We start from the raw sequence: 16,615 nt of genomic DNA, 5'->3' as shown, positions 1-16,615 counted from the left end.
GCAACTGATACTACATATAGTAGTTACACGTATGGTATTCGCAGGATAGGGGAACAAAATAACCTACATGTAGTTTCATTGCTCGCAACCGCAGGCGAAAACCGGGTCACATCCGTGGGATTTTCTTTCGAATAGCACCGAATACCCAGCCGGCACGAGTGCACTGAATCCCCGGGTTAAGTAGCAAAATGTGTGTCTGAGTTTCGGCGTTCTTGCTGATCAGTCTAGGTAAATCGGACGGATATAAGCAGCAAGACCTTATATCCGCCCGATTTGTGTTCAATCCACCGGAATGGCACTCGCATGTGCTAATCGGGGGTTGGTGTGCTTTCCGGGTGAGTAAAAACAGACCACGATGCCCAGTAGAGGGTGTCAGGAAGTTTGTGTGTGAGGCTCTGATCTAGAAGGAGTTTCACCGATAATGACTACGGTGTCACCGAAGAAAAACCATGACCCGGCGAGGGTCAACGAGATCAGCGAGAAGCTGATGGAAAATCCTGAGCTCGCCAGCCTGATCAGCGAGCTGTCGACCACTGCTGATGATGCCAGCGAGCTGGTCAAAGGCTTGTTGCAGGCATCGATCAACGCTGGTCTTAAGGCAGAGATGGATGCGCATTTGGGCTATAGCCATTCCGACCGCAAGGCCAAAGCCCAGGTGGAAACCGCGCAGGAGAGCAATCACCGCAACGGGTCGTACACCAAGACCGTCAATTCTGGCTACGGCGCGGTGGAAGTGACCGTGCCCAGGGATCGTGCCGGCACGTTTACTCCCCGGATGGTACCCAAGGGCGCACGCCGGCTCACAGAACTCGACGACATGATCGTCTCGCTCTACGCCGGCGGGATGACAGTGCGCGATATCCAGCATCACCTCGCGACCACCCTTGGGGTGGATATGAGCCCGGATACGATCAGCACCATTACCGATGCGGTGTTAGACGAGGTCATGATCTGACAAAACCGCCAGCTCGACGAGTTTTACCCGGTGATCTTCCTCGACGCGCTACGCGTGAAAATCCGTGACGGCCACCGCGTGGTCAACAAAGCCTGCTATATGGCGGTTGGTGTCGACATGGACGGCATCAAGCACATCCTGGGATTGTGGATCGCCGACAATGAAGGCGCTGCATTCTGGGCATCGGTGTGCGCGGATCTGGCCAACCGCGGTGTCCAGGACGTGTTCATTGTGTGCTGCGACGGGCTCAAAGGCTTGCCGGAAGCCGTGGAGGCAACCTGGCCGAATTCCATGGTGCAGACCTGCATTGTGCACCTGATTCGGGCTACGAACCGGTGGGTGTCGTATCAGGACCGCAAAGGTGTCTCCCGGGCGCTGCGTGAGGTCTACACGGCCGCAAACGAGGACACCGCACGCGCCAGCTTGGATGCGTTCGAGACCAGCGAACTAGGCCGTAAATACCCGCAGTCGGTCAAAGTTTGGCGCGACGCGTGGGAGCGGTTCGTGCCGTTTCTGCAGTTCCCGCCAGCGGCACGCCGGGTGCTCTACACCACGAACTCGATCGAGTCGCTCAACGCTGAAATGCGCAAGGCCACCCGTAACCGGGGCCAGTTCCCGAATGACACCGCGGCGTTGAAGACGCTGTGGTTGATGATCTGCAACATCGAAGACAAGCGCGCCGCCCAGCGAGCGAAGAAAGCAAAACGGGACATTGAATGCAACGGCTATATTGAAGGAGCGAAAGCCAACGGGTGGAAACAAGCCATCAACCAACTAGCCGTGGCATACCCCGACCGATTCGCGGACTACTTGTAAACCACCCCCCGCACACAAACAATCGGACACCCTCTGCCCGGTATGCGCCTGCTCGCGCGCGCAAGCCGCACACTTGGCGAATACCTAGGCCGCGCCGGATGGCCGCCCTCGGACCGCGACGCTGCGGCTGGCGAGGGAGCGGACCAGGGTCAGACCGAGGAGAGCGCCCTTGCCTTGATCTGGTCGAACTCCTGCTGGGTAATCGCTCCCGAGTCGAGAAGGGCCTTCGCCGAGGCGATCTCATCGGTCGGGCTCGATCCGGCGGAGCCGCCGGCGACGGACTTGATGTACTCATCCTGCCGCTGCTGGAGCTCCTGGCGCGCCTCGACCGCGCGGTCGGTCATCCCCCGACCTCGAACAAGCAGGTACGCGAGCATTCCGATGAACGGCAGCGCGACGATGAACACCACCCACAGCGCCTTCGCGAAGCCGCCGAGGTCCTTGCTGCGGAAGAGATCTCCGAAGATCCACCATAGGGACATGAACCATGCGAAGAAGATGAAGAACTCGAACATGGCGAGTAGGAATGAGCCGTTGTCGTTGAACATCTGCTGACTGCCTCCTGACTGGATGGACGCTGGCCGAGCGGTCCACGCGGACCCCAGCGCACGACGGTTAGGAACAAGGACGTGCCCGGGCCGTCGCCGAACCACGTTAGCAGCTCTTCCTCACCAAGCGTGGTAGCCGGGTTGCGACGCGCTGACCGGGTTGGGCTGGTGAAGACGGGCCTGGGACTCCACGATTCGTAGCGACCAAGCAACGGATCGAGAGGAGTCCCAGGTGAGTGTTGAGGCTACCGTCCTGCCCGCTGCGATGCTCGGCATCTCGGGGTTGGTGGTGCTTGCCGTCGGTGAGTACGGCGGTGAGCTGGAGCTGTTGGTGGAGACCTCCGAGTCGGTGACCGGGTGCCCGCGGTGCGGGGTGGTCGCGGTGGCCCACCGCCGGCGTGAGCATCTGGTGCGTGACATCCCCTCGGCGGGGCGGCCGGTGCTGCTGGTGTGGCGCAAGCGGCTGTGGCGGTGCGCCGAACCGGCGTGCCCGCAACGTACCCGGTCAGTACACCTAATAAAGCGACGTCAGTACGTTCGCTAATGCTCGAGCTGATCTTTCATCGCTCGTACCTCTTGGCTGCCAGCGTGGTCACTTATTCGCAACCGCCCACCGTGCGTTCTCTACACCCCTCACCGTTGCACTCATGTGAGACATTTGAACGCGCTGTGGCCTTATCCGTCCCCGCGGATTGCTCCTCGCCTGTCATTCCTGAAGGGTGTCAGGAAGTTTGTGTGTGAGGCTCTGATCTAGAAGGAGTTTCACCGATAATGACTACGGTGTCACCGAAGAAAAACCATGACCCGGCGAGGGTCAACGAGATCAGCGAGAAGCTGATGGAAAATCCTGAGCTCGCCAGCCTGATCAGCGAGCTGTCGACCACTGCTGATGATGCCAGCGAGCTGGTCAAAGGCTTGTTGCAGGCATCGATCAACGCTGGTCTTAAGGCAGAGATGGATGCGCATTTGGGCTATAGCCATTCCGACCGCAAGGCCAAAGCCCAGGTGGAAACCGCGCAGGAGAGCAATCACCGCAACGGGTCGTACACCAAGACCGTCAATTCTGGCTACGGCGCGGTGGAAGTGACCGTGCCCAGGGATCGTGCCGGCACGTTTACTCCCCGGATGGTACCCAAGGGCGCACGCCGGCTCACAGAACTCGACGACATGATCGTCTCGCTCTACGCCGGCGGGATGACAGTGCGCGATATCCAGCATCACCTCGCGACCACCCTTGGGGTGGATATGAGCCCGGATACGATCAGCACCATTACCGATGCGGTGTTAGACGAGGTCATGATCTGACAAAACCGCCAGCTCGACGAGTTTTACCCGGTGATCTTCCTCGACGCGCTACGCGTGAAAATCCGTGACGGCCACCGCGTGGTCAACAAAGCCTGCTATATGGCGGTTGGTGTCGACATGGACGGCATCAAGCACATCCTGGGATTGTGGATCGCCGACAATGAAGGCGCTGCATTCTGGGCATCGGTGTGCGCGGATCTGGCCAACCGCGGTGTCCAGGACGTGTTCATTGTGTGCTGCGACGGGCTCAAAGGCTTGCCGGAAGCCGTGGAGGCAACCTGGCCGAATTCCATGGTGCAGACCTGCATTGTGCACCTGATTCGGGCTACGAACCGGTGGGTGTCGTATCAGGGGTTGCGTCCCTTAGTGTGGTGTAACGCTTGCTGATGGTGGGCCCTTGAAAATAGTGGGGCGGCCACCGCCAGTAACCTTTCGACTCAACTACCACATCTCACCGAAAGGCACATGACGATGACCGCTGCACCGCATTCTATCGACCCTGCAACCTACTTGGATGATCTGCTCGCCCAAGCCTCCCCTGACCTGATGCGGCAGATGCTGCAAGGGTTTATCAACCAGATCCTCTCCGCCCAGGCCGACACCGTCTGCGGCGCCGAATACGGCGTTGCTTCCACCGAGCGGGTCAACCACCGCAACGGGTACCGCCACCGCGACCTCGACACCCGTGTCGGCACGATCGACGTGGCAGTGCCGAAACTGCGCCACGCACGCGTTCTTCCCCGACTGGCTACTAGAGCGCCGCTCACGAGCAGAACGCGCGCTGTCGACCGTGATCGCGACGTGCTACCTCAAAGGGGTCTCCACCCGCCGAATGAACGATCTGGTGGCAACCCTTGGGATTTCTAACCTGTCAAAATCGCAAGTCTCGCGGATGTCGGAAGAACTTGACGAGATGGTCGCAGACTTCAAAAACCGCCCACTCGACCCCGGCGGGTACGCCTACCTGTCGTGTGACGCACTCACGATCAAAGTGCGTGAAGGCGGACGTGTGGTCAAATGCTGCGTGCTGCTAGCTACCGGGGTCAACGCCGACGGCTACCGGGAAATGCTCGGCATGCACGTAGCCACTGCGGAATCCAACGCGTCGTGGAAGGGCTTCTTCCAAGACCTCAAGGCCCGCGGGCTTTGCGGGGTCTTCCTTATCACCAGTGATGCTCATGAGGGCATCCAGCACGCCATTTCTGAAGTGCTGCCTGATGCGTCGTGGCAGCGCTGTCGCACCCACTTCGCCAAAAACCTCTACGAAAAGGTGCGGGTCCGGAGAACGTCAACGGAAAATGCTCGAGTGGTACCTCCACACCAAAAAGCAACTGCCTGACGACCCACTAGACATCGCCAGGCAGTGCGATTTTGGCCAAGATCAACTCGTCAAAGTCAACGATCTTGCCGAAGAAGACCACAACAAAGCCGACCAGGAAACAGGACGACCAGCCTTCTACGACAACGCTATCCCAACCGAATACGAACACTCGATAGGAATCAGAAAAGGCCCCATGAAATAACAAACGGTGTGCCCGCCCCACGACACGCCGAGCGGACACACATTTTGCTACTTAACCCGAATCCCCCGCAGACGGACAACCCCGGAGACAAGAAAAACGCCCCCACTGCGAGCACATTGCTCTGTGCAGTGGGAGCGCGAACGGATCTGCGGTTAGCCCTGGCGAGCCTTGAAACGCGGGTCCTTCTTGTTGATCACGTACACCTTGCCGCGGCGGCGGACAACCTGAGCGCCCGGCTTGTTCTTCAGCGACCGAAGGGACTTACGGACCTTCATCGGGCGCTCCTTTCTACTCGTTCATGTTCCGAACAACCACCCCGACTCCACCTAAATACGAGCAGGTGGCGGCGGTTATTCGTCTCTTTCCTCGGCGCACCGTGAGTCGGCGCTGCCGTTCAACGGGAGTCAATGCTACCTGACCGGCCCCGCAGCACCAAAACGACTCGACTGAAGACCGGACTCGGAGCGGTGCTTCCGCGCTACGATAGCGGGCATGCCACACCAGTCCGACACCGCTTCAGGCAACCTGCCCGAGAATCCATCGCACGACGCGATCGGCGCAACCCAGCAGGAGATCGTCTCTACGCTCGGCGTGAAACCCGTCATCGCTCCGGCTGGGGAGATCGCCCGGCGCGTGGACTTCCTCGTCGACTATTTGGAAAAGACCGGCGCTAAAGGATACGTACTGGGCATTTCGGGCGGCCAGGACTCCACACTCGCGGGCAAGCTCGCTCAGCTCGCTGTGGAGAAGACCCGCGAACAGGGACGCGATGCCACCTTCGTCGCGGTCCGACTCCCCCACGGCGTCCAGGCGGACGAGGATGACGCGCAGCTCGCGCTCGACTTCATTGCGCCGGACCAGCGCGTCACGGTCGACATCGAACCGGCGACGACCGCGCTCGCAGCTAAAGTAGCCGGCAGTATCGACCGTGAGAAGCTCGGCGACTTCAACAAGGGCAACGTCAAAGCCCGCCTGCGCATGACCGCCCAGTACGCAATCGCTGGCGAGCTCGGCCTTCTGGTCGTTGGCACGGATCACGCCGCGGAGAACCTCACCGGATTCTTCACCAAATTCGGCGACGGCGCCGCGGACCTCGTCCCACTCGCGGGGTTGAACAAGCGCCAGGGCGCACAACTGCTCGCCCACCTAGAGGCGAACACACGTCTCTATGAAAAAGTGCCCACTGCAGACCTCGAGGAGGACCGCCCGGCACTTCCCGACGAGGAGGCTCTCGGCATCACCTACGCCGAGATCGACGATTACTTGGAGGGCAAGCTCATCAGCGCCTCCTCCTCCCAACGCCTCGAACAGCTCTGGGCGAAAGGCCAGCACAAGCGTAATCTTCCGCCCGGCCCGGCCGAAACCTGGTGGCTCTAAAACTCCGCCGCTAATCGACGACGCGCAGTGTCTCCTCCGCCGCGCGCACCAGCGCAGATCCGTAGCTGGGGCCGTGCGTGTAGGCGTGGACGGCGAGCGGGTGAAGCTGGTGGACCGGAATACGCCTCTCCCAATCCCCGCCGGACGCGTTGCCCAGGGAACCACCGGCGGCAAAGTAGCCGTCGATAAGCGCGCTCACGTGCGGTGCCCCGAAAAGCTCGAGCATCGCTATGTCCGTCAGCGGGTGACCACCGTGCGCGGCCGGGTCAATGAAACGCGGACCTGAGGAGGAGAACAGTAAGTTTCCCGCCCACAAGTCGCCATGGATGCGCGCAAGCGGCGCGTCCTCGTCTTCCTGGAGCAGCGCGTCGCATGCACGTTTGACCACGTCCAACCCGGCCTCATCCAGGTTGCCCCTCCGGTGGGCTTTCTCCGCGAACGCCAGCACACGTTGCCGGGTGTAGAACTCCGCCCACCGTTTCGTGGGCGTGCACTCCTGTTGCGCCCGGCCGATGAAGTTGGGGCCGTCCCAGCCGTCGGCGGGCGCACCGAACGCGTCCGCACCCATCGTGTGGATAGCTGCGAGCTCTCGACCGGCCTGGCGCGCGGCATCTGCGGTAGGCCGGGCACTATCGACGCGCTCGATAGTGACAGTGTTGGCTTCGTCGTCGAGGTCCAGCACCTCCACCACGGCATTCGAACCTTCACGCAGCCACCGCAAATACGCGGCTTCCGCCGCGGCTGCACCAGGCGCACTGCCCTGCTTCACAAAAACGTTTGATTCAGACATCGATACCTTCTAGCTCCAGCAGGAAACGCTTCATCTCCGAACCACCGCGATACCCTCCGAGCCCGCCATCCGCACGTACCACCCGGTGGCAGGGCACCAGCAACGGCAAAGGATTATGAGCACACGCACCACCGACAGCCCGCACGGCTTTCGGGTTACCGGCCCGAGCCGCCAGTTCGCCGTAGGTCGTGGTGTGGCCGTAAGGAACGCGGGCGAGTTCGCGGAGCACCTCTGCCCGGAACGGGCCCCGGGCAAACCGGTAGTCCAACGGCACCGTGAACTCGCGGCGGCGCCCCTCGAAATACTCGGTGAGCTGATGCGCAGCGAGCGGAATGACTGCTTCAGCCCCGATGCGCTCGCGCTCCTGTTCAATGCCGTCGGACTCGAACAGGACCCTCGCTACCCCAGCGGACGACACGACCAGACCAATGCGGCCGACCGGGGAATCTATTTCATGAAACCGCAGCTCGTCCATGCACCCCACAGTACTGAAGCCTCCCAGGACACTCATTGTCCCTCGTCAGAGCTTCGCGCCTAGTAAACTCCCAGCTGTGCGTAAGGCAATGATCAGCTTCTCGTTAGCCCTGACGGCAATGGCCCTCGTGGCCTGCGGAAACTCCGAACCCGACGTGATATCCGGGACCAACCCGCCTATCGACGCCGCCGTCTGCGACGGCGACCCCGCATGCGAATCCGACATGCGGGACCTCAGTTACAAGCTGGAATCCATCGACGATCTGAACGGCGACGGAATCATCGACCAGGAAGAGCTCAATGCGGCACGCAAGAGGCTCGACCGGGAGGAAGCTGCGGCGTCGTCAAGCAGCGCCGCCGCATCATCCTCCGCAGCTGCCGCCTCGTCGAGCCGTGCAGCGGCGGAGGCCTCCCGGTCCGCTGAAGCTGAACGCGCCGAATCAGAGCGCCGGCGCGATGCTTCCCTGCAGCGCGAAGCGCAACGCCAGGAACGTCAGCGCGACGTACAGGAACCCGAGCCCGCACAGCAGCAACAACAGGCCCCGGCACAACAGCAAGCACCTGCCCAGCAACAGGCGCCGGCGATGGAGTGGGCGACGATCGGCCCGTACGGCAGCGAATTCACCTGCGAGCAAGCCCGCGCTTCATGGCCGGTGGAATCCAGCGCCTGTTACACCGGACCCGACGGCAATGCCTATTTCGACGGTCAGCGCCAAGCTGCGCGCTAGCTGACCTTCCTAGCCAAGCACCCTGCAGAAACGCGAAAGCCCAGCCGGATGGCTGGGCTTTGTTCATAGTGGAGCTAACGGGATTCGAACCCGTGACCCCCACACTGCCAGTGTGGTGCGCTACCAGCTGCGCCATAGCCCCGTAGCTTCGGCGGATCCGGACTCTGCGTTGAAGCAGTGCGGCCCGCCGAGCGACTTTGATAAATATACACCGGCGTGCGGGCGAGACCCAAATCGCCCGCAGCCAGCAACGTTAGCTAGCCAGAAGGTCGTCGATCCAGTTCTCGAGGGGGTTGGATTCGACATCCTTGCCGTCGACAAGCACGCGCGGGGAGGAAAGCTCGCCGGTCTGCTCGACGAGGAATTCCTCGTTCGCCTCGCCAACCTCCTTGGCCTTGTCCTCGTACTCGCCGTTGCGGATGGCGTCGACCGCGTCCTTGGATGCGCCGAAGTCCCTGGCCATGTCCGCGAGCTTGTTCGCGTCGGCGTTGCCGTACAGGCTCTGCTGCTGCTCGAGGAGGGCCTTGCGCAGGTTCCACATTGCCTCGGTGTCGCCCTTCTCGGCGAGCGCGAGCACGGCGGCGAGAGCGTGCGTGGAGTGGCCCGGGTTGTACTGCTCGCCGGTGCCGTCTAGGAACACCATCGGGTGGAGCTTCACTGTGAGCTCGCCAGCCTTGATCTTCTCCAGCATTTCGGAGTCGGTCTTCTCAGCGAGCTCGGCGCAGTAGTGGCAGGAGAAGTCTTCATAGATCGCCGCTTCCTTCGCACCGTCGGCGCTGTCTCCGGACAGCGTGATGGCGTTGTCGACGAACTCCATGTTCACGCCGTCGACCTTCTCCACATTTTCCGCAACCCGGTCAGCCTGCGCACCGCGACCGTTGTACACGATCAGGCCGATCACCAGCGCACCGATGAGAACCAGCGCGAGAATCGCCCACAGGAAGCCTTTGCCGCCGGTGGAATTCGGGTTGGCCACCTTCGTGGAGCCCTTCGTCGTTTTCGGCTTAGAAGAAGCCATATCCATCACCTTCTGTGTTGTCGATATGTGTCGCGAGCTATTTCCTAGAAAAGTCTAGGGGTACAGCGCGAATTTCTTGAACGGCCGGTAGATCATGAACAGCGTGACGGCGATCAGGCCGATGTCGCGGACGATGGCCACGAGAAGATCGTCGCTGGAGCCCTTCGAGTTCGGGCCGAAGCACCCGCAATCAATCTGCAGACCCCGGTTGTATGCCGATGCCAGGCCAATGACGAACAGGATGAGGACACCGAAAGACACCCACCCCGCCGGGCGAATCTTGATGCCCAACAGCAGGATCAGCCCACCGGCAATTTCCGCTGGGCCGATGATGTTGGCGAGCAGGTTGGACCAGTACGGGGTGAAAATCTCGTACGCCTCGATGCTCTGCGTCACCGTCATGTGGTTGCCCAGCTTCGTCGAGCCCGAGTAAATCCACATCACCGCGAGCCCGAACCGGGCAAGGGCGGAAAGAGCGTCGAGCACAAATTCGCTTCTCGACGTCTCCCCCGCCTCCGCCTCCGACTGCCCCGCTTCGGGGAACTCCGGCACGTCGGTCTCAGCCACCTGCACGTCCTGCTTAGTTGTCACCTCAATGACCTTAGCCCATGCGGGAGACACGGCGGAAGATCACCGCAATGAGGTTTGTGTCACCAAACTGCGCGGATCTTACTCCCCGAGCACTGCCCGGACGACATCCTGCGCTTCCTGCTGCACCTGCTCCAGGTGCTCTTCGCCCTTGAAGGATTCCGCGTAGATCTTGTACTTGTCTTCGGTGCCGGAGGGCCGGGCGGCGAACCAGGCGTTGTCGGTGGTGACCTTGAGCCCGCCGATCGCGGCACCGTTGCCGGGAGACTCGGTGAGCTTCGCAGTGATCTCGTCGCCGGCGAGAGTGGTGGCCTCAACCTGGTCCGGAGACAGCTTCTTCAGGGTGGCTTTCTGCTCACGGTTCGCTTCGGCATCGGTGCGGGCGTAGACCGGCGCACCGAACTCGGCTTCCAGCTCCGCGTAGCGCTGCGACGGCGTCTTGCCCGTCACCGCCGTGATCTCCGAAGCGAGCAGGTCCATGATCAGGCCGTCCTTGTCCGTCGACCACACAGATCCGTCTTTGCGCAGGAAGGATGCGCCGGCGGACTCTTCGCCGCCGAAACCGACGGTGCCGTCGATAAGCCCCGGCACAAACCATTTGAAGCCGACGGGAACTTCGACGAGCTTCCGGCCGAGCGACGCCACGACGCGGTCGATCATCGACGAGGACACCAGCGTCTTGCCCACCGCGGTGTCGGCACCCCAGCCATCGCGGTGCGCGAACAGGTACTCGATGGCCACGGCGAGGTAGTGGTTCGGGTTCATGAGGCCGGCATCCGGGGTGACAATGCCGTGGCGGTCCGCGTCCGCGTCATTGCCCGTCGCAATGTCGTATTTGTCGCGGTTAGCCACCAAGCTGGCCATGGAATTCGGCGAGGAGCAGTCCATGCGGATTTTTCCGTCGGTGTCCAACGTCATGAACCGCCACGTCGCGTCCACTTCAGGGTTGACCACGGTCAGGTTGAGGTTGTGGGCCTCGGCGATGGCTCCCCAGTAGTCCACGCTTGCGCCGCCCATCGGGTCCGCGCCGATGCGCAGCCCGGAGCCGCGGATCGCGTCGAGGTCCACCACATTCGGAAGATCCGCCACATAGTTGTCCATGAACGGGTGCTTGGTTGTGCGCTCGTCCAGCACGCCGCTCACCAAAGTGCGGTTCACGCCGTCCAAGCCGTCCGCCAGGTAGGCATTGGCGCGCTGTGCAATCCAGTCCGTCGCGTCCGTGTCCGCAGGACCGCCCGACGGCGGGTTGTACTTGAAGCCGCCGTCGCGCGGCGGGTTGTGGGAAGGGGTGATCACGATGCCGTCGGCGCGCTTCGGATCCGTTCCGGTCACGCCGCCGGGGAGCTTCGCGTTGTGGGCCAGAATCGCGTGCGACACGGCGGGGGTGGGGGTGTAGCGCCCAGCGGCGTCCACAAGCACCTCGATACCGTTGGCGATGAGCACCTCGAGCGCGGAGACCATCGCCGGCTCGCTGAGCGCGTGGGTGTCCCGGCCGATGTAGACGGGCCCGCCAATGTTGTTTTCGCGGCGGTAGTCCACGATCGCCTGCGTGGTCGCCCAGATGTGTTGCTGGTTGAACGCGTTGTCCAGGCTCGAACCGCGGTGACCCGAGGTGCCGAAGGCTACCTGCTGGTCCGGATCGGCGGCGTCAATATCACGCGTGTAGTACGCGGTGACCACCTCGGCGATGTCGATCAAGTCTGAAGGAAGTGCTGGTTTGCCGGCTCTCTCGTGGGCCATGGTTGCTCCTTGTTCGTCATTGCGGGTCCTCGTGTCTCCCATTTTCCCCCGGTTTGCCCGCCCCCGCCACGCACCCGCCCAATCCATCCCGCTGACGGGCGTGCGCTACCGTTGAAATGTGTTCGACACAGCACTAAAGGAAGGTCTGGCGATCGGTTTCGGAGCATCATTCGGTGCCCTCGCCCGCTTCGCCTTCACCCCGCTGATGGCACCCGAGCCGCCCGCCGAGATCATCGTCGTGTTCGTGATCAACTTCATCGGCTGCTTCCTCATGGGACGGTTCGACCCGGGCCCGTTCTTCGGCCGCGGCATGATCGGCGGCTTCACCACGTTCTCCGCAGTGTCTTTCTTGGCCATGCAGTCCAGCGCATTCGTCGCGCTTGTCTACATGGCCGGCACCATGGTCGTCGGGCTCGCGGCGTGGGAGCTGGGCAACGCTTTTCGACGCCACCGTGACCGCCCCCAGGAGGTGACCCCGTGAACCCCCGCACTCCGCAATACCAAGGACCCGACGGTGTCGTCGGCTCCCACTTGCTCGAAGCTCTGAGCACCGGTGAAGGCGCACGCACCATCTTCATGCTCTTCGTCCTCGTCGGATTCGGCGCTTTCCTGGGCGGGCTGTCTCGCTGGGCGCTGAGCGTGGTCCTCCCCGGCACCGTGGGCACATTCGCGGCGAACATGGTCGGCTCCGCCGTCTTGGGTTTCTCTGCCGCCATGCCCGTGATGTGGCCCGCATTCCTCGGCGCCGGATTCGGCGGTGCAGTGTCCACGCTGTCAACAATGGCGAAGGAAATGGGGTTGATGGTTGCCCAGAAAAAGTGGTGGCCCCTCACCCGCTACACGCTGCTCACCTGCACCCTCGGTGTCGCATCTGCCTGGTTCGGACTCAGATATGGGTTACGCGTCATCCCACCGTTTTGATTCCACCTGTTAAGCCCAGACGCACCGGTGCCGCTGGTCTAATCCGCGATGGCGTCCAACGGCGGAGTCTTCGCCGCCCGTTGCGCCGGCCATAACGCTGCCACCACGCCGACGAGCACAGAGCCCGCCAGCATCGCCGCAATCATCGTCCATGGGTAGGCGATATTCTCCAGTCCTTGGTCCGCCAAGACAGTCAGAAACGCCCAGCCCAGCAGTGAACCGGTGATCACACCGAGGATCGCGCCGAAGACCGCGATCTGCACCGACTCCAAGATGATCATCGTGCGCACCTGGCCGCGCTGGGTGCCCACCGCGCGCAGCATGCCGATCTCCTGGCGGCGCTCGATCACCGACAGTGTCAACGTGTTCACAATGCCCAGGATCGCGATCATTACCGCCAGGGACAGCAGCGCATACAGGATGTACAGCATCTGGTTGATCAGCTGCTGCGCTTCTCCCCCGACATCCTCCGGCGAGCGGACCTGCACCACGATGTCGTCGTGCACCGCCTCCTCGAGGTTCGCCCTCAGCTCGTCCGCACTGACCGATCCGTCGCTGTTCAAGCCCACCATGAGCACGTTGAAATTCTCCGGCGGCATGAGCTCCTCGGCAGTCTTCTGGGACACCACCCAGGACGACAAAATGTTGGAGTCCTCGAACAGGCCGGTGACTTCCGTTTCCACTTCAGGTGCACCTTCCTGACTGGGCGCTGCGATCGACACCGTGTCCCCGACAGCCACACCTTTCTCGGAGGCGAGGGAGGCGGGGAGGAGAACGCCGCCGTCGATAAGCGATGACGTGCCTTCTGTCATGGTGAGGGTGATCAGCTTGCCCGGGTCCCCAGAGATCACGTCGGTGGCGCCAACGGGGCCGAACTGGTTACCGAACTCCCCGTTCACCGTTAGGCGCGCCTGCGTGTAGCTGACCACTTCCCCCGCCCCGTCGACCTGCGCCGCGCGTTCCGGCAGATCGTTGGGGATAGGGAACGTGCCCAGCTGCGGGCCGTAGAGCACCATGTCGGCGTCGACTTCGTTCTCAAGAACGTCGTCGACCGAGCGTTCCATCGTGGCGCCCAGCATGCCGATGACCGTGACAAGTGCGACACCGAGCATGAGCGCGAACGCCGTCGCCGACGAGCGCCGCGGATTCCGCTTCGAGTTCGTGGCCGCCAGAGACCCGACCGCCCCGAACGGCGCACCGATCACCCGGCCGAGCACGGGAACGACCGGAAGCGACAGTGCCGGGCCAGCGAGGAAGAGCCCCACAATGATGCAGACTGCGGCCGCGCCGACCAGCGCCGCCCGCCGCCCCGTGGAGGTGTCGTCCCACATCACCCCCACTGCTAGAAGCCCAGCTCCCGCTGCGAGCAACACCGCACCCGCGGTCGTCCGGGCAGCGAGCGGCTGTGGTGTGGCCGACTCGCTCGACCGCATCGCCTCCACCGGTTGCACTCGTCCCGCCCGCCGGGCCGGCGCCCATGCTGAGAGGACAGTCACCACCGTGCCAACGACCACCGGCACTGCGACAGCGCTCACCGACAGGCCCCAACCAGAGCCGGGCAGACCCATGCCCTGCGCATTCATCACCACACGGATGAGCGCCACCATTCCTGCGCCGGCCGCCACACCCAAAACCGAGCCAAGCAACCCCACCAACAACGCCTCCACCACGACCGACCGGGTGATCTGGCTTTTCGACGCCCCCAGCGCCCGCAACAGCGCAAACTCCCTCGTCCGCTGCGCCACGATCATGGAGAACGTATTGGCGATCAAGAACGTGCCCACCAACAGACCCACCAGGCCGAAGGCGATGAGGAAATAACTGATGAAGCTTAAGCCGTCCCGGATTTGCTGGGAGATGTCGTCGGCAAGCACCGGGCCCTCTTTGATTTCAAGGCCACTGTGCTTTTCAGCGATGTAATCCGCTAGCTGAGCGCCCGTCGTGCCATCCGCCGCTGCGAGGGCCAGGCCTGGAACAGAGCGACCATTCGTATAGAACTCGAGGAAAGCGCTCTCCGGGATCTTGAGCATCAATGATGACCCTTGATCGAGCTCGTCGACGTAGAGCCCAGTGACCGTCATCGTGTGGCGGTCCTCCGCGTCGGCAACGATGATCTTGTCGCCCACCGCGATCCCGTACCGCTCCGCCGCGGCCGAGTTGAGCAGCGCCTCCCCTCGTGCAGTCGGCCCCGCCCCCTCTTCGATAACGAAAGGCTCGCCCACGATCGCATCGTCGGGGTAGAAAAGACCCACGCGGGATTCGCCAGCACCTGTCTGGATCGCATTCGCATCTGCATCAGCAATGACGACGGCCTCCGAGCCGTCAATATTCACCCGGCCCACCTTCGGATCTGCGGCGAGCTCGTCGCGCATGCCCGCAGGAACTGGCGGCCTACCTTCCTCTGCGCGAACTACGACATCGATGTCGTCGTACCTACTCGCCACCGCCGAATCAAAGGTCCGTTCCAGCATGTTCGTGAACATCAAGGAACCAGAAATGAAAGCCGTCCCGAGAATGACGGCCAATACCGTCAGAGCTAGACGCAATTTGTGGGCACCGAGGTTGCGCAACGAAACTTTCGTCATCGCGCCGGGACCGAGACCACTGCCCATCAGCCCTCAATCCCGTTCATCGTTGCAAGAACTCTCTCTATCGTCGGGTTGAGAAGTTCATCGACGATATTGCCGTCTGCTAAGAACACCACACGATCCGCATATGATGCCGCACGAGCATCGTGCGTGACAATCACAACCGTCTGATCGTCCCTGTCCACTGCCATGCGCAGGATCTCAAGTACCTCGCGTGAGGAATTCGAATCCAGATTGCCCGTCGGCTCGTCCCCGAAAATGATTTCCGGTCGGCTCACCAACGCACGGGCACACGCCACGCGTTGCTGCTGGCCTCCCGATAGTTCACTCGGCCGGTGATTCAAACGCTTCGCAAGACCAAGGCGTTCCGTGATCTCTTCGTACCATTCCTCGTCTACGTCCCTACCGGCAATATTCGCTGGAAGCGTGATATTCTCCGCAGCCGTCAACGTCGGAACGAGATTGAATGACTGGAAGATGAAGCCGAGCCGGTCACGCCGCAGGTGTGTGAGCTCCTTCTCCGACAAACCGGCCAGATCAGTGTCCCCGATGTGCACAGAACCCGCATCGAAAGAGTCCAAGCCGGCCATAGTGTGCATCAATGTCGATTTACCGGATCCGCTCGGACCCATAATCGCCGTGAATTCATTGCGCGGAAAATCGTAGCTAACTCCATCCAGAGCGGTGACCTTTGTCTCGCCAGAGCCATAAGACTTCACTACGTTAACGGCACGAGCAGCAGGAGCAACGAGCTTATCGACGCCTCCCGCCCCAAAACTATGCCTACCCATCAGCCCGTTCCCTCCGTTTCGCGCTTGTTCAACCTGACCTACTCTACGGAACCTGGACAAACGAAAGAAGGACCCACGAGGAACGTCTTCGTCCTCGGGGGTCCTTCTTTTTGTTATTCAAGTTTTTGGTCGGCGGTAACTTACTCTCCCACACCCTCCCGGGTGCAGTACCATCAGCGCGGGTGGGCTTAGCTTCCGGGTTCGGAATGGGTCCGGGCGTTTCCCCACCGCTATCAACCACCGACACACCTTTGGGGGTTTGTGTCATGGTCGCATCACACTAGTTGGTGTGTGCGGGTTATTGAGTTATCTGTTCTGTGTGGCCACACGTTAGGGGTGTGTGGTGTGTCAGATACTGCATAGTGGACGCGGCAGGTCATTTTGTCTGCGTTTTTTGCGTGTTTTCGCCCGTGTCGGGGTTGAACAATTGTTGTGGTTTGTTGGTTGGTGTAT

At 61.8% G+C, this 16,615-nt stretch carries 14 protein-coding genes, 1 tRNA gene, 1 rRNA gene and 4 pseudogenes; 9 read left to right on the top strand and 11 right to left on the bottom strand.

Annotated features, from left to right (window positions below):
* Window positions 1–421 precede the first annotated feature (421 nt).
* Window positions 422–1,771, top strand: a pseudogene (locus tag CZ338_RS07215) (IS256 family transposase).
* 149 nt (window positions 1,772–1,920) lie between these two features.
* Here the strand turns inward: CZ338_RS07215 and CZ338_RS07210 are convergent.
* The gene (locus CZ338_RS07210) at window positions 1,921–2,319 is read right to left on the bottom strand and encodes an SHOCT domain-containing protein (protein WP_087117597.1); all 399 of its coding nucleotides are present in this window, start codon (window positions 2,317–2,319) and stop codon (window positions 1,921–1,923) included.
* 232 nt (window positions 2,320–2,551) lie between these two features.
* On the opposite strand from CZ338_RS07210, the gene CZ338_RS07205 reads away from it, so the two are divergent.
* The 4 genes and pseudogenes from CZ338_RS07205 to CZ338_RS07190 form a co-directional block, all read left to right on the top strand.
* Window positions 2,552–2,863: a transposase family protein gene (locus CZ338_RS07205; RefSeq protein ID WP_087117596.1), complete on the top strand. Its 312-nt coding sequence runs from the start codon at window positions 2,552–2,554 to the stop codon at window positions 2,861–2,863.
* A gap of 227 nt (window positions 2,864–3,090) precedes the next feature.
* Window positions 3,091–3,972 (top strand): annotated as a pseudogene (locus tag CZ338_RS07200) (IS256 family transposase); the annotation flags it as partial.
* Between the two features lie 123 nt (window positions 3,973–4,095).
* Window positions 4,096–4,885: pseudogene (locus CZ338_RS07195) on the top strand (IS256 family transposase); the annotation flags it as partial.
* Window positions 4,886–4,901: 16 nt separating this feature from the next.
* Window positions 4,902–5,147: pseudogene (locus tag CZ338_RS07190) on the top strand (IS1249 family transposase); the annotation flags it as partial.
* A gap of 152 nt (window positions 5,148–5,299) precedes the next feature.
* Here the strand turns inward: CZ338_RS07190 and ykgO are convergent.
* Window positions 5,300–5,422 carry a type B 50S ribosomal protein L36 gene (gene ykgO / locus CZ338_RS07185; protein ID WP_003852698.1) on the bottom strand — a complete coding sequence of 41 codons (123 nt, stop codon included), beginning with the start codon at window positions 5,420–5,422 and terminating at the stop codon, window positions 5,300–5,302.
* A 217-nt stretch (window positions 5,423–5,639) separates the two neighbouring features.
* Here ykgO and nadE point away from each other — a divergent pair, with 217 nt between their 5' ends.
* Window positions 5,640–6,524 (top strand): ammonia-dependent NAD(+) synthetase, encoded by an 885-nt coding sequence (gene nadE, locus CZ338_RS07180; RefSeq protein ID WP_087117595.1) that lies wholly within the window; start codon window positions 5,640–5,642, stop codon window positions 6,522–6,524.
* Window positions 6,525–6,534: 10 nt separating this feature from the next.
* Here nadE and CZ338_RS07175 read toward each other — a convergent pair whose 3' ends face one another.
* Together CZ338_RS07175 and CZ338_RS07170 are read right to left on the bottom strand one after the other, a co-directional pair.
* Complete coding sequence (locus tag CZ338_RS07175) at window positions 6,535–7,314, bottom strand: fructosamine kinase family protein (RefSeq protein ID WP_087117594.1); 780 nt, start codon at window positions 7,312–7,314, stop codon at window positions 6,535–6,537.
* The gene (locus CZ338_RS07170; RefSeq protein ID WP_087118178.1) at window positions 7,307–7,789 is read right to left on the bottom strand and encodes a methylated-DNA--[protein]-cysteine S-methyltransferase; all 483 of its coding nucleotides are present in this window, start codon (window positions 7,787–7,789) and stop codon (window positions 7,307–7,309) included. The genes CZ338_RS07175 and CZ338_RS07170 overlap by 8 nt, the downstream gene beginning before the upstream one ends.
* A gap of 76 nt (window positions 7,790–7,865) precedes the next feature.
* On the opposite strand from CZ338_RS07170, the gene CZ338_RS07165 reads away from it, so the two are divergent.
* Window positions 7,866–8,516, top strand: a complete 651-nt coding sequence (locus tag CZ338_RS07165; protein WP_143341281.1) for a hypothetical protein — start codon at window positions 7,866–7,868, stop codon at window positions 8,514–8,516.
* Window positions 8,517–8,585: 69 nt separating this feature from the next.
* Here the strand turns inward: CZ338_RS07165 and CZ338_RS07160 are convergent.
* The 4 genes from CZ338_RS07160 to pgm form a co-directional block, all read right to left on the bottom strand.
* Window positions 8,586–8,658: transfer RNA gene (locus CZ338_RS07160), tRNA-Ala, on the bottom strand.
* A gap of 111 nt (window positions 8,659–8,769) precedes the next feature.
* Window positions 8,770–9,534 (bottom strand): DsbA family protein, encoded by a 765-nt coding sequence (locus tag CZ338_RS07155; RefSeq protein WP_087117592.1) that lies wholly within the window; start codon window positions 9,532–9,534, stop codon window positions 8,770–8,772.
* A 54-nt stretch (window positions 9,535–9,588) separates the two neighbouring features.
* Window positions 9,589–10,020 (bottom strand): DoxX family protein, encoded by a 432-nt coding sequence (locus CZ338_RS07150; protein ID WP_268875435.1) that lies wholly within the window; start codon window positions 10,018–10,020, stop codon window positions 9,589–9,591.
* Between the two features lie 183 nt (window positions 10,021–10,203).
* Window positions 10,204–11,862, bottom strand: coding sequence for a phosphoglucomutase (alpha-D-glucose-1,6-bisphosphate-dependent) (gene pgm, locus CZ338_RS07145; RefSeq protein ID WP_087117591.1), 1,659 nt, complete (start codon window positions 11,860–11,862; stop codon window positions 10,204–10,206).
* Window positions 11,863–11,980: 118 nt separating this feature from the next.
* Here pgm and CZ338_RS07140 point away from each other — a divergent pair, with 118 nt between their 5' ends.
* Both CZ338_RS07140 and CZ338_RS07135 read left to right on the top strand, forming a co-directional pair.
* Window positions 11,981–12,343 (top strand): CrcB family protein, encoded by a 363-nt coding sequence (locus tag CZ338_RS07140; RefSeq protein ID WP_087117590.1) that lies wholly within the window; start codon window positions 11,981–11,983, stop codon window positions 12,341–12,343.
* Window positions 12,340–12,783: a FluC/FEX family fluoride channel gene (locus CZ338_RS07135; RefSeq protein ID WP_235839495.1), complete on the top strand. Its 444-nt coding sequence runs from the start codon at window positions 12,340–12,342 to the stop codon at window positions 12,781–12,783. The genes CZ338_RS07140 and CZ338_RS07135 overlap by 4 nt, the downstream gene beginning before the upstream one ends.
* A gap of 38 nt (window positions 12,784–12,821) precedes the next feature.
* Here CZ338_RS07135 and CZ338_RS07130 read toward each other — a convergent pair whose 3' ends face one another.
* From CZ338_RS07130 to rrf, 3 genes are all read right to left on the bottom strand, one after another.
* A complete protein-coding gene (locus CZ338_RS07130) occupies window positions 12,822–15,368 on the bottom strand; it encodes an ABC transporter permease (RefSeq protein WP_087118175.1) in 2,547 nt (848 codons plus the stop codon).
* Between the two features lie 26 nt (window positions 15,369–15,394).
* Window positions 15,395–16,162 carry an ABC transporter ATP-binding protein gene (locus tag CZ338_RS07125; RefSeq protein WP_087117589.1) on the bottom strand — a complete coding sequence of 256 codons (768 nt, stop codon included), beginning with the start codon at window positions 16,160–16,162 and terminating at the stop codon, window positions 15,395–15,397.
* Window positions 16,163–16,289: 127 nt separating this feature from the next.
* Window positions 16,290–16,407, bottom strand: a 5S ribosomal RNA gene (gene rrf, locus CZ338_RS07120).
* Window positions 16,408–16,615: the final 208 nt, after the last annotated feature.

The sequence above is a fragment of the Corynebacterium urinipleomorphum genome, assembly GCF_900155535.1.
Classification (GTDB): Bacteria; Actinomycetota; Actinomycetes; order Mycobacteriales; family Mycobacteriaceae; genus Corynebacterium; species Corynebacterium urinipleomorphum.
The sequence above is the reverse complement of the archived record's forward strand: the minus strand, read 5'-3'. Positions and strand labels throughout refer to the sequence as shown.